The organism is Prevotella sp. P4-98 (assembly GCF_002251405.1).
Classification (GTDB): Bacteria; Bacteroidota; Bacteroidia; order Bacteroidales; family Bacteroidaceae; genus Prevotella.
Genome location: NZ_NPJC01000032.1, coordinates 108301 through 132970, shown reverse-complemented (window position 1 = coordinate 132970; position 24670 = coordinate 108301). Strand labels below are relative to the sequence as shown.

At 40.9% G+C, this 24670-nt stretch carries 15 protein-coding genes and 2 pseudogenes; all 17 read right to left on the bottom strand.

What is annotated here, in order from left to right:
- Positions 1-2: 2 nt before the first annotated feature.
- The 17 genes and pseudogenes from CIK96_RS05400 to CIK96_RS05310 all read right to left on the bottom strand — a co-directional run bounded on the left by CIK96_RS05400 (position 3) and on the right by CIK96_RS05310 (position 23262).
- A complete protein-coding gene (locus tag CIK96_RS05400; protein WP_158214833.1) occupies positions 3-1145 on the bottom strand; it encodes a hypothetical protein in 1143 nt (380 codons plus the stop codon).
- A 111-nt stretch (positions 1146-1256) separates the two neighbouring features.
- The gene (locus tag CIK96_RS05395) at positions 1257-2690 is read right to left on the bottom strand and encodes a hypothetical protein (protein WP_094389353.1); all 1434 of its coding nucleotides are present in this window, start codon (positions 2688-2690) and stop codon (positions 1257-1259) included.
- Positions 2691-2692: 2 nt separating this feature from the next.
- Complete coding sequence (locus CIK96_RS05390; RefSeq protein ID WP_094389354.1) at positions 2693-4321, bottom strand: hypothetical protein; 1629 nt, start codon at positions 4319-4321, stop codon at positions 2693-2695.
- Between the two features lie 14 nt (positions 4322-4335).
- Positions 4336-6246, bottom strand: a complete 1911-nt coding sequence (locus tag CIK96_RS05385) for a hypothetical protein (protein WP_094440001.1) — start codon at positions 6244-6246, stop codon at positions 4336-4338.
- A gap of 5 nt (positions 6247-6251) precedes the next feature.
- Positions 6252-9098, bottom strand: coding sequence for a virulence factor SrfC family protein (locus CIK96_RS05380; protein WP_094440000.1), 2847 nt, complete (start codon positions 9096-9098; stop codon positions 6252-6254).
- A gap of 12 nt (positions 9099-9110) precedes the next feature.
- Entirely contained in the window at positions 9111-12173 is a 3063-nt protein-coding gene (locus tag CIK96_RS05375; RefSeq protein ID WP_094389357.1) for a virulence factor SrfB, read from the bottom strand.
- A gap of 1 nt (position 12174) precedes the next feature.
- Complete coding sequence (locus tag CIK96_RS05370; RefSeq protein ID WP_094389358.1) at positions 12175-12885, bottom strand: L,D-transpeptidase; 711 nt, start codon at positions 12883-12885, stop codon at positions 12175-12177.
- The gene (locus CIK96_RS05365; protein WP_144007256.1) at positions 12875-14023 is read right to left on the bottom strand and encodes an SH3 domain-containing protein; all 1149 of its coding nucleotides are present in this window, start codon (positions 14021-14023) and stop codon (positions 12875-12877) included. Before CIK96_RS05365 ends, CIK96_RS05370 begins: the two co-directional genes overlap by 11 nt.
- Before the next feature lie 154 nt (positions 14024-14177).
- Entirely contained in the window at positions 14178-15371 is a 1194-nt protein-coding gene (locus tag CIK96_RS05360; RefSeq protein WP_094389368.1) for a site-specific integrase, read from the bottom strand.
- A 1744-nt stretch (positions 15372-17115) separates the two neighbouring features.
- Positions 17116-17553, bottom strand: a complete 438-nt coding sequence (locus CIK96_RS05345; protein ID WP_094389361.1) for a hypothetical protein — start codon at positions 17551-17553, stop codon at positions 17116-17118.
- Positions 17550-18212 carry a ParA family protein gene (locus tag CIK96_RS05340; RefSeq protein ID WP_094389362.1) on the bottom strand — a complete coding sequence of 221 codons (663 nt, stop codon included), beginning with the start codon at positions 18210-18212 and terminating at the stop codon, positions 17550-17552. The genes CIK96_RS05345 and CIK96_RS05340 overlap by 4 nt, the downstream gene beginning before the upstream one ends.
- Before the next feature lie 6 nt (positions 18213-18218).
- A pseudogene (locus tag CIK96_RS13695) lies at positions 18219-18383 on the bottom strand (hypothetical protein); the annotation flags it as partial.
- 265 nt (positions 18384-18648) lie between these two features.
- Positions 18649-18909 (bottom strand): hypothetical protein, encoded by a 261-nt coding sequence (locus tag CIK96_RS05330; RefSeq protein WP_094389364.1) that lies wholly within the window; start codon positions 18907-18909, stop codon positions 18649-18651.
- A gap of 12 nt (positions 18910-18921) precedes the next feature.
- Positions 18922-19359: a helix-turn-helix domain-containing protein gene (locus CIK96_RS05325; RefSeq protein ID WP_094439998.1), complete on the bottom strand. Its 438-nt coding sequence runs from the start codon at positions 19357-19359 to the stop codon at positions 18922-18924.
- A gap of 340 nt (positions 19360-19699) precedes the next feature.
- Positions 19700-20671, bottom strand: coding sequence for a hypothetical protein (locus CIK96_RS05320; RefSeq protein ID WP_144007257.1), 972 nt, complete (start codon positions 20669-20671; stop codon positions 19700-19702).
- A 304-nt stretch (positions 20672-20975) separates the two neighbouring features.
- Positions 20976-22139 carry a site-specific integrase gene (locus tag CIK96_RS05315; RefSeq protein ID WP_094440016.1) on the bottom strand — a complete coding sequence of 388 codons (1164 nt, stop codon included), beginning with the start codon at positions 22137-22139 and terminating at the stop codon, positions 20976-20978.
- 149 nt (positions 22140-22288) lie between these two features.
- Positions 22289-23262: pseudogene (locus CIK96_RS05310) on the bottom strand (helix-turn-helix transcriptional regulator).
- Positions 23263-24670: the final 1408 nt, after the last annotated feature.

The following is a 24670-nucleotide window of genomic DNA, read 5'->3' as shown; positions in this document are numbered from 1 at the left end:
TATTATTGAAGTTTAATCGGAGTTAACTTTGTGTAATTCTTGATTACTACATTGATAAAACCATAATAGTCATCTTCTGAAACATTTGTGATACTGCCGTTCTGTGATTTTGCAAACTTACCTTTAGTGTGTGAGTAATTCTCTTGGGTAGAATCTTCGACGAGTGTAGTTACATTCTGTTTAAGCCATACGGCACTACCTTCTGACTGATCGTCACTGCTAAAGACCACAAACAAGCCTTTGCCACGTAGCCATACCCACTCGAGTACAGGCTTGTTATAAAGTTGAGTTGCAATGCCTCCCTTTGCTCCATAAACAATTAATTGCTTGTCGGAATTAGCTAGCACTTCTTTCTGACCATCTTGATTCAAGTCTATCATAAAATACTCCTTGATACCTGCATCTGGGTTAGCTTGGGCATATGCTTTCAAAGAGTCAACAGCAGCCTTTTCATTGTTCTTCGCCATTTCTATTTCATCTTGTTCTGTATTAGTACTCTTACTAAAGAACAGGAGATAACAGACTGCTATGAGTAGTATAATAAGTCCTCCGAATACAGCAAACAACTTTCCCTTCTTTAGTGGGTGAGGATTGGCAAGATTTCCGTTGTCGAACGCATCTTTCAATTCATCTGCTACTTCAACATCATAATCTTCCTGTTCTTCTGTTTCGTCCACAGCTGCAAGTGATTTGTTGATTAGCATATCATCGAGCGTTTCATCCTCAGTAGGCGTTTCGTTCATGCGGTTATCCTGTTCGGGAGCTACAACATTACTAGGATTGTTTTCAAAAGGATTATTTGAAGTAGATGCTATAGGAGCATGCCCATTGGCAATGGGTTCTATTGGATCAATAGGAGCCACAACTGGTTGCATAGCAGGCTTATCCTCGGGGGGGGCATACTGTGACGAAACAGGAGGAGGAGTGATGTCATTGGGTTGGGACATAGTGATTACAGGTTGAGCCTGAATCGGTTGAGCAAGGACTGGACGACCTTGTACAGGTTTACCTTGGACGGGTTTACCTTGAACGGGTCTTCCATGGACGGGTCTTCCATGAACAGTTTGTGGATTGTCTGGTCTGACTGTTGAAGAACCTGCATTCACAGGATTATCTATTACTAAAGAAATGTTATTACTAGCCATCTGCTGTTGGCAATATGGACATGCGACATATTCTCTTATTGCGTTCATTGGTGATGTAAACTTATTGTTACATCTTGGACATGTATATTCAAATATCATAATCTAATAATTTTAGGGTTGTTTAAATGATTCTTCATCGCTCGAAGTGTTTTGAGGAGATAGATTGGGATCTTTTTGGCTGCCAACATTATTCGGTGGATTTTCTTGTCCTTTTGCTTTATCGCTAGTATTATCTTTTGTTTTTTTCCACTTATCTTTGTCAGGGCTCGTTTTACGTTTGTTCCCACCACCAACTATATTTGTAGTGTTATCTGTATTTGTTGTATCCCCAACAATTTCCATATTAGACATGCTATCATTTACATGGTTATTTCCTTCGATAGCTGTTCCGATAGAAATACCAAGACAAAGAATTAGCAATGTATAAAATGCTGCACCTAGAATAAACTTCCAGTTAGCATAGAATGGTTTACTGCCCTCATTCCCATATCCTCCTGGGCGAACATGAACTCTCTCTGTAAGATTAAGAAAGATTGGAGCGTCAGAAGACAAATCGTGCATGCCTGTATATGGGACACAACCACTTTTCTTAATCTCTATTCTAGCTGATTTTGCTTGACGTTCAGGAATAGAAATAGGATGATCTTCCAAAAGAAGAATACCATTTACATATATCTGGTACTGGTTAACTTCACGGCCCTTTATAGATACTCGGAATTTTTTCCTTGTGATTTGTTTCTCCCACGGTATTTCACCTTGTAAGTTCAAAATCTGACGAGGCTGGTTCACCCTGATGGTGGTAACAATATCTTCGAAGCCAGGCCTAAGCAATTGTAATTGAACATTGGTACCTAAAGCGACCTTAATGGGCATTGAATTGAAAGGAGATTGCCCCAAGAAAGCCTGAATACCATTGGGTAATTCATGCTGTGGAGGAAACAAAAACGCCGGTTGTTCAAAGCCCATCTTAGACAGATCAGCCATTTGAGAAATAATCTGTGACGGAATGGAGTTTCTCGTAGCGAAATCAAAGAAAAATACAGCCTGATATTTCTTATAGTAAGATTGGTCTATTCCTTTCTGTAGTAGACTTCCCAAGTAAACATAGTCAGTATTTTGTCCATACAAACGATAAGCCAATGCATGTGTCTGCTGAACAGGATTATAGTCGATATATTGCAAATCGGGATACACGTTACCGAGTAGTGGGGACAGATTGTCAAATTGCTCTGTTCCATTTAAAATATCTTGCTGGGCTAAAGACACTATCTTTATCAAATCATCAGCTAATACAGATATAGTAGATGGAATAAAAATCCATGCAGCTTCATAGTCGCCACTTCGCCCTACATCCAACGGGCGTACAATTGTGAAGAATGTCCCTAGTGGATTAGAATTGAGCACATAAAACAAATTGCCTAAATGCAACTTGCTGATGTGGTTGCGCATATCATATGTTTTACGATACCATTCGCCTTTGTTGGTGATATAAATATCTCTCAAGCCACCTTGTGCTTTCTGAACTAATAATTCTATCTTACTCATGATTACCTAAACAAGTCAAATATCTTATTAAAAAATCCCTTTCTGCGGGTATATGAATAATGCATCAACAATTCAACCATTTTTGATGCAGAAGATGTCTCAAAACGGCAGTAATCCTTGAAGCATACGTCGCCAATAGTGAATGGGACAATACTGATCTTACCTCTATTGATATTGTTTTCTTTTGCAATACGCAGGAGATTATTGTAGAAGCCAAGATAGTTCTTGGTCATGTATTTCATGAGGTGCTGATCGAGTGACCCTTCATATTTGGCCTTATCAACCTTAGAAATTAATACGTAGATTGCATCAGTGTTGTCATTAAACAACCCCATATTGTTGAGATGAACTGCTGCAGAATTGAGGTATTCTGATTGGGGAAGACCATTATATATTCTGTTTTCTGCACCATACTCAATTACAAAAAAATGAATCTTTCGATTGTTTGAACGATTGTTGAGTAAGATATTATGAAGTGTGCCTAAAGCTTGTTCTTGATCCTCACGTAATTCCTCACCAGCATCCTTCATAAACATACATGTAAACAGTTCTCCTGCAAGATCGATGCATGCAAGATCATGAATAGCATTCTCTTGATCCTCTAATTCGAAACGCATTTCGTAAGTAGAAGCAACAGGGGTGCCACCAGGCAAACGACAAACCTTTCCAGAAGAGAATACAGAGGACAAACGGTTCATGTATCCAAAGCCCTGACAATTGTTGTCTGGTATCATGCTTCTTGAATTCAATCCGCTTTTGGCTGTACTAAGAATTGCACCTAAGGCACAAGTTTTTCCTGATGAAGGAATGCCCCAAAAATACACCTCCGTACATGGTTCAGCAATAGAGAATAATGGACGTGCAGGATCAAATGTTATTGAAGGGGCTTTGCCTAGCATCTTATTGATAAAATCATCAGCTATACCACATTTAGACAAGTCTGTACGGTTAAGTATTCCTTGTTCTATAATATTGCAGCATGCTACAGATGACAAAAGATTATGGTCCTTACTAATGAGATCAATAAGTGTTTGGATTGAGATTGTCTCATTTCTGACCAACTTAACAATCGTTCGACTAACCTCATCTGCGCTATTGGCTTGCTGAATAAGCGCTTTAAGGATAGCTGTAGACTTCTTTTGAGTCGCTTCACTATTCTTAATTTGGGTAATAGCCTTGTTTACTTCAAAAGTGTATTTACTATTAGGATATTTCTCCTTGAATTGAAGAAAAAGATTGATATCGTCAGAGTTCTTTATATTAATCCATTCGTTTTCATCAGAACCATCCTCAAACTCAGGAGCAATTGGGGGTACCGCATAGATAGGCTTTGCCTCAAGTTTATCTTTTTTGATTCTGACAGCTTCTAGATGCTCTGGTTTACCCATGGGGTACTTATTGAGAAATTCTTGTAGGTCGTAAATGGATTCGGATTTCATTACACGTTTGAAATCAGCATCCTCACTACCAGCGAGAATTTCCTCCACATCTAATTTCATTTTAGCAGTAAAATCGCCATCGGTGCTATTACAAAGTTCATCGAGCGTAACTATGCCTTGCTGAATGTAGGAAGCCAAATCAGCAGGGGAATACTCTGTTACATTATTTAAAATTGCTATTTTCTTAGGCATAATTATATATTTTCTCAGTTATTATTTCGTTCATCAGAATCAAGATATTTTGAATGGTGAACAAAGAAATTATGTCCATTGTTATAAATCTTAATTTGAGCAATAGGAATATCTTCACCTTTGATGATAGGTTTGTCGATAGTGTAATGCCATAGTTTACCATTGAAAGCGACTTCGGCTTTTGCTCCATGATTATCTCCCCCATCATAATTGCGGATGAACAGCGTGTAGGTACCATCCTTCATCTTTGATGGATCTGTCCATACAATATTTTCCACACCAGTGTGATTAGGTCGAATATCATCTACGTCAAGTTGGCCAGACATAGATGTTGGTTTGCTACGATAACTACCATAGTAAATCTCTTTCTTATCTGGCTGAACGGCATGTGCATCTAAATCTACGATATCGTCTTGATTTTGATTCCATATTATAGAAAAACGCATAAATGCATTGATGTTTCCTCCACGGTTCTGAACTTGATCTCGAATGTCTGAAGGGTCAGCAACAGTATCATAAGATTGTATATATTCTTGTCCATAAATGGTCTTTGGAATGTATATTGTATCTGTTGGCTCTGATACAACATACAAAGAATTATCTGTTACATCTACAGGATGATACCAATGGTTCCAACGAAGACTATGACAACCAGGAAATATCCACGAGAAAAGCCATGAAAGCAGAAGGAAGGCCAGTAGGAGCAAAAGCCACTTTAAACAGCCAAAAGTGTCAAACCATATGAAGAAGCGTCGCCACCATGGGATGTGATAATAAGTGGCAGTAAAAGTGCAGTTATCAGATACTGTGTAGTTTAATGGTTCTACATTCCAACCAGAAAAAAGATAACCAGAATTAGCGATTACCTGTGGGATGTGTTCTTGCGAAAGTCTACTACCTGCAGGTACCATAATCGGAGACACACCTTTTAAACTGCCAAATCTTCCTGGTTGGAAGTTTACATCAAAGAACTTTTGTCTAGTCCGAACTTGGAATTTCATATCAGAATGAACGGGGCCAACAAAGAATGGATCCCAACAATCAAATTCATAGCCGTTGTTAGGAACAACATGCGGGTAGTCGCTCTCCGATAGTTGATAGCCGTCTTCTACCTTCATTTCGGTTTGCCCTTCGAATTGACAATTATCATCAGATAAGAAACGTAGTGTATGAGTAGGTACTACCTGTGGTTCTTCTACCGCTGGACCTGCTATAGGATCTATTGCGTCTTGACGATACTGAGCATGAAAAATCAAATCGGATGTAACGATTGTACCCTGTACTTGAGGGATCCACCCAAGGAATTGATACCCTGGTTTGGGAATCAATTTTGGTATGTCTGCTGTTACTAATTCTGCCTTTTCTTTTCTGCGGATAATTCTATCATTAGGTTCTGCGAGGTCTCCGCCTTCTCCTGGGTCAAAAATAATTGAGTATCCTTTAGTTTGAGAAAAGTTATAAACGACACTTCCCTTTGCATCGTATATACTATCTCTGAGTTTCATGCCCCATGCTACACAAACCACCTTATTGTCATAGCAAAAGGTAAATTTTTTATCTACAAACTTAATGGCTGCATTAAGAATGCCCAAAGCCTCGCCATGGATTTTAGATTTTAATTGGTTGTAACAATTGAAGGTAGATTCATAAATGCGCTCATATTTTTCTTTTTCTATACCATAGAGATCGTTTAATCGTCTAGGTGTATCTGTCCATTCTGGAGCAAACCATACAATAGCATCGTCTTCGGGTGAATAATCTGGACGGGCTAGAAAGTGCTGATATTCCTCTGGTATATATCGCAGGATTATACTATCTACACTGCTAAATCGCATGTAGATTGGATCATTGCCAATACCTTGAATCTCACAGAAATTCTTTAATTGGGTAGTACACAATGGCTTTTTATCTATAAATCGAACCATACACCTTAATTTAAAACCGACTTACATTCATCAATAATAATCTCCATTTCTTTGTTGGCTGCTTCGTCTATTTCAATCACATCGCTTGTCAGCATCAGCCCCATGATGAGTAAATTCTCCCATCTTTTGAAATTATCCCATAATGGAAGTTTACGTAAAAGGTTTTGACTGTTTTGATCGAAAGCCTGAAACCTGAGTGTTTCGACAGATTTCTCGAATGCCTCCATAGTTTCTTTTAGATTGGGAACTTCCTGTCGCTGATCGTCTTGTATATCAACTTGGATGTGTAGTTCTTCTGCATTATTCAGTGATTTCTGTTTATCCTCGGATGTCATAAGTTTCGTACCAACAGATGTCACAAAGTCATTAAGTAGCAATGATATTGAATCTGCAATAATATTTGAGAGTACATCTCTATCTTCAATCGTATTTGCATATTCTTGAATTTTGTTCGCAATGACTTGTTGCAAGCAAAATCTCTTATACAATACGCCATACATAAATGCAATTCTATCAGAATGAATAAGGCGCTTGCTTAGATTGTAAGCAGCAGCATCTATAAATTCTAACCAGTAAACAGAAATGTTTCTTGCAAGAATATCAGCCTCTGTAGTCATCGTTTCATTTTGTCCGGATATGACATCATCCAGATTAATGTTTTGCATCTTCAGACCATTACGAAGCATATGCTCATCAGTATGATAATAATCACATAGTTTTTTCAAGTTTATCTCTTTGCCATCAGAAGGGTTGATACCTGCATTCAGACGCAAAACATTTATAAGAGTAAAGTCTTGTGGCAATTCTTTTTTATGGAGTACAATGTCGGTGGCAAGAAAGCGAATATCATGAGCACTGACCATAAAATTATTGATGAGCATGCCAAATGACGAAGGTGAAAGCATGTCAAGTCCAAACTTGATCTCACCTGCAGTACGCTTGATGGATTCACGCTTATCTGTTTCTTCACCAGAGATATAATGTCGAAGTAAAGACTCAAGTAATTGATCTCTGATTATTCTAACCTCTTGATGATACTTTTGACATCGAGCATCATCAATCACCACTGCAATTCTTTCTAAAGACTGAATAATTGCTTGTGAACCGTCATGATTAAGAGAGGCAGCTTCGTTCCATGATTTTTCTGGATTTCTAAAATGCTGCTTAACAAATGGAAACGTAATAAATGATTGCTTTAAATCCTCCATATAATTGGGATATTCAGGATGCATTATTATTTCCGTTTCTCCACTAACTCCAGGTTCGTATCCCTTAAACACTTGCTGATTTGATGACCAGAAGTAATCTCTCAACATGAATATGTTTTGAAATGATTCCGACTCAAAGCCTGATCCAACGGGTACCCACTTTTCGAACCACTGATAAATACTCGGTTTAATAACCTCGTTGCTGAGATGATTCTCAAATCTAGTTTTCCATCTTTCAGATAATGGTACAGTCTGAGTAAACAAAGGTGTTTCCTTAGTTCGCTGTAAATCACAGTTAAAAAATGTAGATATAATAAAGAATGGAGAAGTGTAATTAGTGTGCTTAATATGCTCTGCCCGTTCTTCAGGTGTTTTACCGATATTCTTGTTTATCCAATCGTTCAACACCTCACCTAATTCACTTTCGGGCTTGTCCATGTTTTGGCAAAACAGAATGGAATTGATTCTAAGTGAATCTGAATATTTGTCGAACAAATAAGAAACCTTACCACGACGCAACATCATAGAAAGTTCGGTTTGTATACTTGCTTCGGGCAGTTTCATTCTATGGCGTGCACCAGGGAAATCTAACAAATCGAAGTCTTTAAGAAATGTTCGCTTTGTCGTAGTAGATTCTGGTAAAACTAAGGTAAGTTCTGCTACGAGTGCAGAAAATGAAGCCTTAGAAAATCCGCTGAATAGTAGATGATTTTGTTCATCATAAACATCACAGAGTTGATCGTAATTGGAGTTGATTTCAACTGTACTATCATTAAACAAGTAATCCAGCCATGTAATATCAAGAATTGTACCCTTTTGTCGCAAAATGGCAGCAAAGTCAACATATACTACTTGATTGAATTTCAACTTCATATAATCAGAAATCAACCGGTCAAATAAAGACGTGATTGACGGGTTGTTGTTCCAAAGCATACTGAAAACTTTGCTCCAGTTGCTCGGTGAGATTTGCCTAATTTTTGGTGCGACTAAGGCGCAGAACTTAGATCCATACACATTAGCTGAACTGCTACCTATTGATGTGTCAAGAAATTGATGAATCGTATAGATGTCATCTTCATCAATATAATCTTGTTGATAAGACTTGTCAATAATAGTTGGTAACAGTTTTTCAAGACTGCTATTAATGTCGTCTGTCTGTAGCAAATCGGCAGCATTGATCTTCACATCTTTATAATATGAGTCTGCAAGCAGCGATACAATGTCAGCAACTGTTAACAAACGAACTTTTACTTTGTCATGAGCTGCTGGTGAATCGTCAGGGCGAACAGTGAATCGAGTGATGACACCAGTTGATTCTTTCTTGGAAGTATTGCCACCACTCGGGTTGATATCATCGATGAAGCTATACAACTTCCCCCCAATACCACCAGAAATGGTAAGCGCTTCACCTTCGTAAGAAAGCAGACTGCTTATCAGATATGACTTACCATTCTGACTTTCACCATAAGCTGCAGCAGAACACTTCTCCTCGAGTGCAAACTTAATCTTCTTTAGTTCACGCCTTTTCTCCTTAAATGCTGAAAAAGGGAAAGAGTTCTCTTCATGAGTATTGGCCCATTTAATCGACTGTTCAACAACATGAAGCAAATGATTTATATCTTGTATAGAAATATCGTTTTGCATAATTGTAATTGTTTAGAGATCAAAAATACCAGAATCCAACCAATAACAATCTGTCGGCCCTAAGCTTTGAACGCTAAGGCGTATGTTTGTTTCGGTCACATCGTTTTCTTGATTGTCAATAATTTGTTCGATATGAATTTCTTCTTTTTCTCCAGGGTCTCTGGTAAGAATGACTCTATAAGGTAGTAAACGTTTGAGACGGCTTATTTCGCCATTTGCAAGATTAGATAATGCCTCTTCTGTCATATTCGGGTTGCTATCTTCGTTCTGTCTGCGCATGCGATTTCTGATACTTCCGAAATCGTAGTCTATTTCATAGAGTGGCCTACTAGGATAACTGTCAAAGTTTTCATGTCTGATTTTGAGATAGGCAGGTAGCTGTTTAACGAGTATTTCTCCTCTATTTTGAACAGGAGTAAGGCAGTATTGCGTATTGAGCAAAACAGAATCAGGGGTTTCTATATAATTAATCGTAGATTGCAATTTGTTTAATTCGCTTTTGTCTAATTTGAAATTAGAGAATTGTATAAGATCTGAAGAATAAAAACCAATCATTGCACCTACAGCCACTACTGTCTTTGGATTACGTATATAGCCTGTATTATTTCCGAAGGGATACCAGTCTCCTACATAATAGCTAGACAACTGTATCAGGCGATTGGGGGCTACTGCATAATACTTCATAAACAGATCTTTAAGAGGAGGTAGGGTAGCAGGGCGCCCAGATAATACAATAATATCACAATTGTATGTGTACATAATAGCAGATATCTTCTTGACTAATGCGTCGAAAGACTTCATCACAATATTTGTAACAACCTCACTATTATATTTCCATTCTAGATCTTGGAAATTAAAACCAAAGAAATCCCTAAATCCTTTAAGTACTTTCTCGTTTGGTTCCTCATCTTCGAAAACATCCGAAAAGAGTACAGAACAATCATGACTCTTTGTACGTAGCAATTCAAGGAAATGACAAGCCAGAGGCATCAATACCTGGATATTGAAGTCTCTTCTTAGGATTCTTTGTGAAATAGACTGACCATTATAGTTGTGCCCAAAGAAATCTTTAATCATCTGTTGTCCATGATTGTCATTACCTATTTGGCTAACAAGAGCCGAGAAATCTCCTGATAATAAAATCTCGCGGATTAAATCTTGTAACATATCATCACCTGCATAGTAATAACTGTCGTAGAATAAGGGGCAAGGAATAATTACGGAATCCTGACCTTCTTGTAGATGATACTGATTTATCATTAAGTCGGAGGTGCCTGCACCTATATCGAGTGATCCTACTGTAAATGATGTTCTACCATTACTGTCTTTTTTGCCATAAAGGTTAATGAATTCTTTGCTATTACCTTTGAACTTATGCCCTATCTCTCCATAGAGGTATACTAATTGTGAGCATGTAGCTTCATCATAATACCAAACATTCTTGCCTTCTTTTCGATAAGATGGTATTACTTCGATATTGAATTTTTCGGTTTGCAGATCAGTAGTAAGGCTTGATTTTTCAAAATTAGCTAATAATTTAACTGCCCCGTTCACACATCTGATTAATGTCTCTCGTTCATATTGTGACATCGTAATAGGACAGGTCACGATTAGTCGCTTTATTCTTCTAGGTGTATTTATCTCACCATGGAACTTTCGATAATCTTCACTGTTGATTTGCATTCGGGCTTGAGAGAGGATCTCTAAAAATCCAAATGTCATGAGGGAACTACGCGAATAGGTATGTTTTCCACCACCTATTCCATCAGGATCGACAGTTCCATTACTGTTAAGCTGATTCGTAATACCGTTTAACTCGAGAATAGGATTTTGTTCTTCACCATTAAGGACAAGAAATTGCCATTCTTGATGTGCTGCCTCTTTATCCCACAAATATCTCTTAGGACTGGAATATGTAAATAACGTTTCTGGTGAAAATTCCTCTGTAGACTTATGAATCAAATCGTTGGCCTCTTTACCTAATCGTACGATAGATGGATATACGAATTGACGGCTATCACGTGGTCCAATTTCTCCAAAATTCGCTTTGCGGAATACTAAACGCATATCGAAGGGATGATCATAACGTTTTATGCGAGGACCGTCCTCGGTAAGTTCAACGCTAGAAGACAAATCAGTAAGACTCAGCAAGGGTACTTTAGTGAAATCACCATTTTGTGCATCTTCAACCAATATTGATGTGGTGCGAGAGTTACCGATATCAATGAACATGTCAACATCTTTTACAATTACGTTCTCATCTTTGTATAACTTTAGGGTTGGAAAGACATCCTTTGAAGCCAGATAGTTAACAAGCAAAAAATAGGTGGCAATATAGGACATCTTATGTTTCTCTCCTTTAATCTTTGAAATTGAACGAGCATCTGGATGGACTAACTTACGGAGATACTCATTTATATAACTGCATTGTTCGGTTGCCTCAGAACAATAATCCATTAGTAACATCTCGTCCGAACACACCTGGAACGTTAGTTCGTTTTGGAAATTATCAGGAAATACAGGCGTTTCTTGTAGTTGTGTAGCCTCATAATTCATTCTCGTGTCAATAGCCAATAAAGCAATGTAGTTGAGCTTGCTATTTTGACTGTCTTGTGGAATGATTTTCACACGAACCCAATTGAATGCTCCGAAATCAAATCTTAGGGCAGGAACCCTTCTGCGGAAATATGGAAGTGGAATCCATTGATTCTCATAAAATGAAAGCTTACATTGCTTGTCGGTAAACGACATCGAGTATATCTCTTCTTGCATATCCTCTGTGCTCTCAATGTTTCCTGCGAGAGGATGCACGATACCATCTTCTCGAACTTCCTCAGGGTTAACAACCTGTTTGGTTTCGAATGCGGTCATGTATCCCTTATCTATCAATTCCTTTTTGTTGTAGAAAAAGAAACCTTCATCGCTCTTCACTCTTTCCACTAGATCAAGCTTATGTACACCTTCCTCTTTATCATACCATTCATGGAACCATTGTTTGAAATTGCTATTTAAATCAATCTCAAATGGGAATGTGTATAACTGTATTCCGGAATTTGCTATTAATGAGTATTCCATCTTATTCGTAGTTATCGATTATGTTTCCTTGGGGTTCTAATAATGGGTCTGCTGTTTTATCAACAGTTACGACATTGTCTTTCTCCTTATTTTTCTGCTCTTTATTTTTATCTATAGTTTCGTTTTTACCCTTTGCAGCTACTGTTTCTTGCTCGTAATCAAGGAATGACGATGTAACAATTACCATTGTTCCAGGGTAAATTAGATGAGCGAGCTCGGCTACATCTTCATTGTGAAGACGAATACATCCTTCTGTGGCTCGAGTACCAATAGACTCTGGATCATGAGTACCATGAATACCAATACCTTTGTGACCAGGAGTATCCAAACGGATAAAATACGGTCCATAAGCGCCAGGGATTGCACCTCTTCCATCGCCAAAATCATGGGTTCTGCCAGAAGCATCTTCTATGCCAGATACATAAAACATTCCTTCAGGCGTTTTCATATCACCAACTTTATATTTTTGGCCATAGTTTTTTCCACATGCAATTCCGTACTCTACAACCTTATTACCCTTATAGTCATATACTCGTAGTTTCATATCTTGCTTGGAAATTACTACAATTTTAGCCTCCGGGATTTTCTGTAGTTCCCCATTATAATAAAGGTATAGAGCAGCAAGCCCTCCAATTGGTATTAGGAAGGACACCGTATAGAGTAAAATTAAAGCCCAATTATGTTTTTTCTTCTGTCTGTGATTAATATGCATAATAATAAGCTACTCCATAATTTCCATTGCCGTAATTGTAAATATTCTCTATATAGCTTGCTGATGTTTCCTCTTCATAAACTAAGGATGAAGATTCATCGTCTGCAAAAGTGAATAATAGAAGTCGTTTATCTTGTGTGCTAATATTTGTAATGACCACAGCAAAGTCTGTGAATTTTGATGCAGAATTAGTCACGCGTGAAAAATATACACTATTAGGCTTTACGCCTTTAGCTCTTGTAAACACCTGCCATTGATTCTGGGAATTTGGTTGTACTTGTGGTACAATATTTGGTAAGTCGCTTTGTGCTATTTTACCAATATAATTATGCTCTTTAAAATAGTTTAATAATGCTCTTCTACATTTTACAGTTTCAATTATATCTCGGGATGAAGCATCTCCAAATATGCTATTCAATCTATAAAAGTCGGATTTCTCAACAATGAAATTTGAAGCAATAAAGCCTCTATTTCCATTAGCGTCTTTCACCTCGCTCCAATCTGCATCATAACTGTAGGTAATAAGTTCACTACCAAATGGTACAGAGCCTATCTTATTAAAATCCCCTCCAGATGATTTTGACGTTCTGATATTTGTTGCATTTGCAATAGTATAATACCTAGGCGCTTCCCTGTCTATCTTCTCTGGTAAATATACTTTTTGGTAATAGAACCATCCTCCTATTCCTGCGCATATAAGTAACACAATTAGTGGCACAACCCATATGAGAATAGAACGCTTGGTTGGCGCTTCTTCTAACAATGGGCTTTGCACTTGGCTTGTGCTTGCTTGGGCATATTGTTGTTCAGGAGTAGCCTGATAAGGTGACTGTTGATAATTTGGGGTGGTAGCATCGGGTTGCACAGGCTGTCTAGTCTGTCCGCCTAGCTGATTGTTTAGTTGAATTGTGAATCGATTTCCACAGACAGGACAAACATAATCAAGATTCACTATTCCCGAATATGCCTTCTCATTTATTTGTACGGGAACATTGCATTTTGGACATTTTGTTATCATTATATTGTAAAATGTTATTAGCCTTTTAGTAACATGGTCTCTGTCGAGTATAATACGTTCGTCTCTTTCTAAGAGATGGATATTTGGGTACAAAGGTACATTTTTTTTTGCAAATTCCACCTTATTATATAAAAAATTGCATTTTGACGCTCATTATTTCACTTTGTTTAGCAAATTGGCAAACAAAACTGTCAGAATTGTCGTATTTACAGGTGTTTCTAATATTCTACGTCTCTTAGAAAGAGATTGAGAATTTTGCTAAACAAATCCTTATTTACAGCAATCCCAATATCATCTTGTTTGCTTTATCGACCACCGACGTTTCTAATGACGCAAGGTAAATCTGTGTGGTTGCCTCAGAGTCATGTCCCATTCCTTCGCTGATGACAGATAGAGGCACATTTTCCGCCTTGGCTGCACTCGCCCATGAGTGACGAGCCACATACATGGTGAGTGGTCGCTGGAGTTTCAGCATCGTGGAAAGTTCCTTTAAGCGATAGTTGACCAGATGCAGGGCATTGTCAGATTGCCTCCGCTCATTGCCTTGCTCTTTGATGATAGGGAGTAGAAAGTCTGTTTTGTTTTCAGGGTATTTGGCAATGATTTCAGCCATACACTTCCCCCATTTGATGGTCAGTTCCTGACCTGTCTTTCGTCTTCGATAGGTCAGAATACCATTTTGTATGTCTGTCTTTCTGAGGTATGACATATCCACAAAGGACATTCCTCTTGTGTAAAAGCTGAACATAAACATATCACGAGCGAAGTCCAATGAAGGTTTCGTGGATAAGTCTAACACCTTTAGGGCTTTAATAGCCTTGATAGGTATAGCTCGTTTCACCGTCTTATCCACTCCTGTATAGGCATGACGAAAGGGATTGTTCTGCGGTGTTAATCCTTTTTCAACTGCACGATTATAGACAGCCCGAAGGTTACGCATATAGAACGATATGGTATTCATGCGAACACCTCTAGCTTTCAGGTGGGCTTCATACATGAGCATCATGTCAGAATTGATGTCGTCAAGTGGAACATCCTGCTCGTCTCGGAATGTCATAAAGCTATTAAGTGTGGCAGTATAGGTCTCGGACGTGCGTACTTTACCCAACTGTTTCAGTTGAGCTATGACACCATGCATAAAGGTAAAGAGGGAGGACTCCTTGGTCAGTTTATGGAACATGGTGATCACGTCGTCTGCCGTGAAGCGACGACGTTCCGTTTCCAACGAGCGGACGACCTTTTCAAGACGGGACACATCCCATGCCAGACGTTCTTGAATACCCAACAAGAGGTTTGAGCGGTTACCACTTACGATAACGCTTTCAGACTCAGCATCCCATTCCTCTGCAAAAACCTTGTAATCAGTATTCAGTTGACGGACTACTCGGTTGTGGATGATCTGAAAATAGAGACCTCCCTCCTTGCCATCCACCGTGGATGGCCTGAACTTTACCTTTATTGATGTCATATTCATACCCTAATTGCTTGCTTATTTATCTGGTCAGTTCCCCTTACATCGATAGATGGCTGGGGTATTAGGCTGCCCCTCCTTACTTTTGAGTGGACAGAGGCAAGCCTCTTCTGCATATCTGTCCAGGCATGATGTTGCCAGATATTTATCATTTTGAATACCGTGTTTCGAAGAACCATCAAAGTCATAGTAACCCTACAAGCTTGCTGTTTTATCTGGCTAGTTTCCCCGACATCGATAGTAGGTAGGGGTATTAGGCTACCCATCCTTACCGTCGAATGGCTAACGGAGCGAGCTCCGACGTGTCGGAAACGACTCTCGTAAGCCACGTAAAAATGCTGCGGATTTTATCATCATGCGACGCTTGCGTCGAACAGTGTTTTGAAAAAACGCTAAGCCTAATAAGAGTTAACAGAAATTAACTCGGTTCGGGAGTACAGATTCTGCTGCGCGGAGCAAGCTCGTTTGAAGTATGGGAAAGAAGTTGCCCTGGTATCATCTTGCTACCAGATTTCATTCGTGCAGATGACAGTCGCTTGAAGAGTTTTCATAGTCACTACAAACCCCATTGCTTGCAATTTTATCTGGTCTGTCTTCCAAGTCCCGAAGGAGGATTGGGGAATTAGGCTTCCCATGACTTTGAAAAAGTGGCATCGGCAAGCCGATTAGACTGACTGGATAAAATTGCCAGAGATTAATCGCTGCCATTCATGGCCGACCATGTGTGGGAACACCTTCATGCCAGATTCCATGACCTCTGCTTGCAGAATTATCTGGTCAAATCTCCGTCCGATGAAAATCGGAACGGGTAGTGAGCTTCCCGATACTGTAAAAATGTGGCACATGGGCAAGCCCAGTGCCCGTAGGTGTGAAAAATGACTATACAGGTGTGGACGGATGGCCTAGCCAGCGTGTAAGCCTCTACAAAGACTCGAAAATGGCTTTAGGAAGCGTCAAAATCCTTTCGTGGGTAATCACACCTCTGGGATGGCGAAAACCCGAATTTGGGCATTTCTGAGGCTTCTGTGGCTTCGGCTGCCTGAATGATAAGACATCGCATCGGTTTCAAGGCGAGGACATTTCCGACGGCCTACTGTCGCAAATCTTTGAAAGAAGGGAAAAGGAAAATGAGCATATGGGATAGTTTAGTGCCGAGAAATCTGCCGTGCATTTCCAGCCCATTGGCATAACAAGATTTGCTGCGCATTTAACCACATCTGCAAAATACCAAACATTGCGACTCTTGCCTTTGATTTGAATATCACCTATAGGGCTATACTCAATATAGAGTTATACAAATGGCAGCCACAAAAGAGATTGCAGAAACTCCGCTAATGTATAACCGTATATCTATATAAGGCTATACATTGCAAAGCCGTCGTGCCAAATGTAAAGCTATATGCCTATATCCCTGTACATTCATACATGCTATAACCCTATACATATATACCCTGTATAACCATATATGCCAATATCTCCTATAAGACTGTACAAACTATACACCTATACACCTATACACAGTATATCCTTATACACGCTATAACACTATACGGATAATTAGCTATACTTGGGATATGCTAATACTGGATATACCCCTATACGTTGTGGATGTGCATATGCCTATAGGCTTATATTCTTCCATAGTGTATAGGTATGCCATCGTTATATGGCTATACAAAAAAAGCAGACACGGAACAACATTCAGTTCGGTGTCTGCACAAAAGGATAAACGGTGTTACAGTCAGAAGAGTTCTTCAGACTGCTGATGGGGTTCAATCTGGATAGGGCCACGTTTCTTCTCGTACTTGGCGATGCACTTGGTGAACATACTTTCAACGACCGCCCTGACGGTCAAGTGCTCCTGCCAGGCGATAGCCCTGACCTTTGCTATGAGGTCTTTGTCACAGATGCAAGAGAAGTGTCCGGCCTTATCGGCGGTCGAGCCATCGGTACTGTCATAACCCTTCCTCCTGCGCCCACGCTTGTGAACAGTCTTCTCCGCTGCATTTGATTCATGCTCTTCTTTTATGGTCTTTTGTCCAGAGTCTTCAGTGGGGGCAGTTATTGTTTGCTCTATGATGACAGGTGTATCTTCCTGCTTTGCCAGAGCCTCTGGCTTCTGTGGTGTTGAAAGCTTATTGCCGAAGATGCCACTGAAAGTATTGTCTGCTTCCATCATACATCACCTCCTTCCTGCAATTCATTGATAATGGGTTCAAAGGCATACTTGACTGCATTCCTTTGATAGATAGTCAGCGGAAGCAGCGTATTGTAGTCGCTAATGACCACGCTTCGCTTTATTCGTGGGGTTACTGTGCCATAAGCCTTCAGCTGCTCAATGGCCTTATCTCTTTCCTGCTGGAGGTGTTCACGCCTTTCCTCGACTGAAACAATGCCATTTGGGACGAAGAACATCTTCGCACCGAAGTGATCCTTGAATGTCTCACAGAACATCTGCGTGGCATCTAGGGTGTCGCTGTCATAGTGAATAGGCACCACTGCAATATCTGCATTGGAATAGATGACTTCGAGGTTCGGGTCAACGAGGTTGCCCGGACAGTCAATGATGACATCGTAAGGCAACTGCTTCAAGCCCTCCATGATTATTGCCACCTCTTCAGGAGCCCTGTCCCTGAGCGTGTTTATCTCCCAGGGCAGAGAGGCATCGGGATCCTGCTGTAGGTCACGCTTACGATGACGGAACAGGGACTGCTGAAGGTCGGCATCGACTACGGCAATGATTCTGCCGCTGTTAGCAAGGTAGGTGGCAAAGATACCACAAAGGGTTGTCTTGCCTACGCCTCCTTTTACGTTAGTGTATAATACAATCTTTCCCATAGTTGTTCAGATGATTAGTTGATAAACAAGTTCGTTGTCACTCGACAGGTTCGGCGTTACCTCGTTATCATGCTGCCAGCCAAGCAGACACTTGATGTCTGTCAGGGACGATACATTGCCCGTGCTTACCTTGACGAGTCCATCGGCCTCCAGTTCCTTCAGGAAACGGGTGACCGTACTGCGGTTGCAGTTCCATTCTCTGGCAAGTTCGGAATGCTAAGCACCTACCTGTCCCGTTTGTACGCTGTAGTCGATGCTACGCTTTGTCTGCGTGCCATCGGTTTCTGCGGCATGACGGAGTAGTGAGAAGAAACGGAACATCCTCTGTCTTGGCTTCAGGTCTTTGGCAAGATTGTCAATGTCCTGAAGCGACAGGGAAAGGATGAGCCGTGTTTCAGAATGAGAGTTCTCCATAGGCATACATATTTATATATGGTTATACATGGGCTCTTTCAGAACGAGGAACGCTGAGACCAGAGAGGTGCAAGGCAGCTTCCTCCCTTATCTCATCCCCGGACTTCACCTTCACGTTACGCATCCAGTCGAGCAAGGCACTCTTCTCAAAAAAGATCAGTTTGCCTGCTGGCTTATAGTATGGTATCTGGGAGAAGTGTGTCATCTTGTACTTCTTGCTGCGTAGATACTTCATCTGTTCCTCGGACAGAATGAAGCAGTAATGAATTTTTTGCTTGTTCATAATTGCTTGATTTTAGATTTTATCCCCGTCAAATGGTTTTGCAATAGGTTGACTTCGTCGAGCTAAACCTTCATCGTTCCAACTGGACTTGTTCGGCTTGCGTTTGTGCGATGCAAGGATGGCAGCGTTCTGCTCCTCATCCGTCAGAGGAATGGGATTCTTGCGGTTCGCTTCAAGCCACTTGTCAATCTCATCAAGGTAGATTACCCATCGCTTGCCTGGCTTGCTGCCTGGGATTTCCCTGTTTGCAAGTTTCTGGTAGATGGTCGCAAGCGGAATGTTGGTGTACTCGGCAACCTGCTCTGGCGTGACAGGGCGGTGTCTGTTCTCTCGCTGCTGAGTTGGTCTGTTCTGAAGGTTCAGCAGTAACGCCTTCATGCCCGATACTTCATCCCGAAGTTCGGCAACGACCTGCGGAAGGTCATTGAACGTTAATTCCTTATTTGTCATTTTACAACACGATCCTTTAGTGGAATCGTGCTGCAAAGGAACCCCGTTACGAATCGGAGGGCAAGCCACTTTTTAATAACAGGTGCATCACGAAACAATCACGCAGTTGAGCCTTCTTTTTGGCTGTTATTTGTGGATAAAACAAGATTTTGAAGCGGATTTTGACAATATCGAACATGTAAGTATAATGAATGACAATTGGGATTTCAACAATATTTTGGGTGAGATTTCAGCGCAAAAGGACATAGGCACATCAGGACCACACCAAAGTTTGGCTTCTGATGTGACTCCAATATGTGATGTCTATGTATTGATATAGGAGAGGTGAGAAAGATTATCTTCAGTCTTTCTCTATGCCCAGTTGTGAAGGAATATGGAATAGCAGTCCGTCTGCACCCTGGATGTCACAATGTATCTGGTCGCTGTTGGATGTGACTGTCAGGTTCCTGAGTGTGCTATGCGACAATGGCTCCCCACTGGCTGTTACGCACAATGAAGCAAAACGGCGTTCGATATAACAGGCACAATCATCGTTGCTGTAAACCTTGCCTTTGCCAAGTCCCAACCTTATGGCAATGCTCCATACCAGATGACGGACATCGAAGCTGCTCAGCTTTGTCTTGAATCTCTTCCACTCAACCTCAGGGCGGTAGTTGTGATCCATTGCGAATCTCAAAAGGTCTGTACAGAACTCGTTCATGTCTTCCTCATAGACAAAAGGAGACATGATGTATAGAAGGTATTCATGAATGGTGTCCAGTTTTTTCTTCTGGCTTTCTGCCTGACTCTGATAAAAGTCATCAATACCTTGCTGGTAGGTCGAACTGGCAGAAGCAGCCGAAACAGTGAATGCCTCATTGTCGGGATGATTGGCTTCTTCCGATATGACTTTGGAATCTGTAGCTATTGTCTTCTCAGCTATCTCCTCGACCACCTCAGCATTGCAGACACTCTCAGTTCCATTTGACTCAGCAACCATAGGCATTGCCTCCAAAAGAAAAACAGGTGCTTGCCCATCGTCTTCGTGAGGATTGCTATTCTCCATAGTAACCTTGTCCTTGTTTTTCCTCGTCTGCACCATACCCACGAAAGCATACTGCACAGCCATGTACATTGACCATAGGATTATTACAATCATCAGGTAGATGATAGATACAGGAACGATGCCATCGGGCAGGTTTGAGTCAGCCCATTGGCAAAGTGGAATTGAAAGAAGAAGAACTGCAACTCCCGGCAGTATTCTTGTGGAGATCCATTCGAGTCGGACGGATGCCTCACGTGAAGTGATTGAAGATGGTGAATCTATTTTCATTGTCTTTATGTGTTATTGTTCGTTGTTTCAGAAAATGCGCTGCAAAGTTAAGAAGAATTTTGCTTATGACGTATCGTCTTTTCGTCTGTAGGCCAATGATTTATGTTTATTTGTGAATCATACTTGAAGTGAGTATGATTTTCACACTTGTCCTTTTCCTCCTTTTTCACAGTTATTTAATTGCTTTGCAAAGGTATAACGAAAAATGAGAGCCAATCGTGTTGGTTCTCATTTTTCCATGTGTTTGACCTGAAAATAGTATCTTTGGTTTCATTTCTCGAAGAAATAGAACCAACAAATAGGTTTAGCCCTGCCCGACGACTTTCAGTTGCGGAGTTATCTTTGGCTTCAAGGTGATACGATTGACCGACTCGCGTTTGCTCTCGTCAGCCATGTTCGCATAGATCTGAGTGGTTTCCACGTTCTTGTGTCCGAGCATGTGCTGGACGGTATAGATACCTGTACCTGCATCAACCTGCAAAGAGCCGAAAGTATGTCGGGCACAATGGAAGGTGATGTGTTTGGTGATACCCGCTGCCTTCAGCCAGTTCTTCAAGGTAGTACCTGTCATCTTGTCCTTGAAGTTTGGGAAGACTTTTGCATCGGGTTCGTGTCCTCCGTCATAGAAGCCAATGAGTTCAAGAGCCTCTTCGCTGACAGGATTGTTCACAAGCTGCTGAGTCTTCTGCATACGCACTGTGATATACATGCCTCCATCTCCGTATGGTTGAATCTTCTTCCATGTCAGCGCCTTGATGTCGCTCTTTCTGAGTCCAGTGAGGCAGGAGAAGAGAAAGGCTTTCTTCAACACTGGTTCCTTGCAGTCGGTGTTAGCAAGCTTTACGAGTTCCGGCTGTGAGAGGTGTTCCTTCTCCGTAGGGATGGTGTCAATCCTGTCAAGGAAGCCATTTGGATTCTCCTTGATCTTGTGGTCACGGTAGGCAGTGTGGAGCACGGCACGGAAGGTTGACCAGTAGCCTGCAATGGTGTTGGTGTGCAGTTTCTGCTTCTTGTGGATGGTCTGTGGAGCGGTATAAAGGTACTCCTTGAACTTGTTGCAGAGGTCAACGTCTATTTCACCAAAGGTGCATTTCCCTTCGCAGAAGGTTTCGAAATGCTTATAGACGTTCTGCCATTTGGTGTTCCTGGCATCGGCCTTCTTCTTGAACCATGCGAGGAAGCTGCCTTTTTCCTTCTCTCTGTCGAAGAAGTCGTAGCGTTCATTTACGATACTCTCATAGCGTCGGCAGCGCAGTGCCTCGGCTTTCTCAGTCATGCGCTCGTTGTAGTCTTTCTCGCGCTGGTTCTTGGGCTTGGCAAAGATGTAGATGCCAAGTGACTCATGTCGCTGTACCTTCATGGTTGACTCGTCCCTGTAGCCGGGATAGTAGTCAAGGTAGAAGCTCAGTTGCGTACCTTTCTTTATCTTACGTGTACGCAGGGTTACTGTCTTGCAAATGTTACTCATACTTGTATGAAATTTGTTTTGTTGATAATCGAAGGCTATGCGTCTCATAGCGAGTGCAAAGTAACTGCATGATGAAAGTGTGACCAACTTACCCTTTCATAACTCATGGATAATTGTACTTTCACGCAGTTGATGCTTATTATTGGGCATTATTGGAGCCTGTAAGCCCCGAATTGTGCAAGTCTGCTTGCCATTATTCGGTCTAATTCCTCCTTGACAATGAGTTCTGGACTCCGACTTTCACCTTAGTGAGATTGTTTGTCTTGACGATAACACAGATGTTGCTCTTGGTCATGCCGTACTTTCTGGCAGCTTCGGCAGTAGTGTAATAGTCATCACTCGCCTTCAAATCAGGATGATATATCTCATCCAGATGTATCTTTGAATAATAGGTCTTGCCATATTCTCGCTTGGTGGGAATATGGCGACGGTAGGCTTGGGTGCGCAAGGATTCCTTGGTCGTGGAATAGAGTGTTTCTGCCTCATCCGTTGTGAGCCACTCTGTCAAGGCTTCAATCTCGGCAGTCACTCCGAAGAGTGCATCCATGTGCTTGCGGCTATAATAGTTTTTGCCTGCAATCTTGCACACAGGTATGTTGTTTCTCTTGGCTGAAACATAGAGCCAAGACTTCTTTACCTTGTAGGTTGCCATAACGTCCTCGCCAGAGATGTATTCAAGTGGTTCGACAAGTCTCATTGGTGATTCGTCAATCTGATTCTTGTCCTTTCTCGACGAAAGAGAAGAAGAAGTTTTGCACGGCTTGTTTGTTGGAGTGCCTGGCAAGACTCTATGATAAGGATTGCCTGCAAGCATCTTCTCGATGTCTGCCTTGCGAACGAATGCCATCCGGCTGCTGATTCGTGATGCAGGTAGTTTACCCTCGTTTACCAACTTGTAAACGTACTGACGGGAGCATCCCATGAGGATGGCAGCCTTGGAGAATGTGAGATACTCCTGGCTGGCGATGTCTATAACAGGCTGGACTGCCTTCAAAAAGTCCTGTTGTTTCTTCTTGCGCTGAGCCTTTGCCGCCTCGGCGCAATGTTCTGAACAATACCTCTGCGAACCGCTGTTACAAGTGAACTCCTTTCCACAGAAGGCGCATTTTCTTGTCTTTCTCATTTGACTCCTTTTTATGTGGTTTTACAATCAATTTCTTGCAAACCGCCACGGAGTGAACTTTCGTCAATCATTGACAATCCTTGTCAACCCATTCCACGATGTCACGTTCTTCAAATGAGGTCACTTCCTTACTCTTTTCCCTCTCGTTAATCTGTCAACTGTTGTCCACTCTTGTCAACCTTTGTCAACTCTGTCCACGAGATGGCAAAATAAAAGCCCTCAAAATTCTCCGCGGTAGAAATGCGTTGCAAAGATAAGCGGATTTTTGAGAACCACCAAAAAGCAAGCCCGAAGTGTTAAAATCTAAAAGTAGTTGATATACAAAGGTTTATCTCTATATATTTTTCATTGTTTATAGTTGTTTAGAGGTATCTAAATACACGACGAGAAACTGCCAAACTTGATGAGAATGGCAGACTTCGGTTGATTTATCCCATGGCGAGAAAAGTTGCCATGTAATGGAGCTAACGAAACACGAACTGTCAGCGGTGATGCTTGTAAAGTGTGTATGACAGCGCTATGCCTCTATGTTTCTGTTTAGCCTTGCCAGTGGCATAGCGAGTAAGTTGTGTGCATACCGGCAAACACAAAGTCATCGCCGAATCGTATTGTGATGTACGCGCATGCGCACATGTGAAACAAAAAAAATCAGTTTTAATAAAATTTCGACCACACGACCACACCTGCTACATAACGTGCAGAAATTAAGAACTTTAGGTGTGTGGTCGATCTTCAAAATACAGGGATTATCGACCACACTTCGACCACGCAGATTGTCGTCTATGATAAACAAAAGACACTATGCAAATCATGCTTCTCATGTCGAAGGTTGGGGATATTGTTTATCAACGCTTTTTCAAACCTTGATAATATTTTTATCAAACGTTCCATTTCATGGCACCTTTTCTCGCCATGGCAGAATTAAAGCGAGCTTTATTCTGCTCATTTGGCTTAACGAAAACGTTGGATAATACTTTTATGAAACGTCGGATAATACGTTTTATCAAACGTCGGATAATACTTTTATCAAACGTCGGATAATACCTTTATCAAATGTTGGATAATACCCTTATCAAATGTTGGATAATACCCTTGTCAAACGTTGAAAAGACCTTTGTCAAACGTTAGGCAATATCCTTGCCAAGCATTAGACAAAACCCTTGCCAAACGTTAGACAATACCCTTGCCAAACATTAGGCAATACCTTTGCCAAGCGTTGAGAATACCTTGGCAAAACATTATCAAACGAATGTCGATCCGCTTTATTTCTGAGTGGTAATTATTATTTTGATAATATGATATGAGCATCGCGGATATGCTTTCGCAATTCTGTGGTCGAAGTGTGGTCGAAGTCCCTATGATTTGGACATTCGACCACATCGTAAGACGTTAATAGATAGCATGTTGC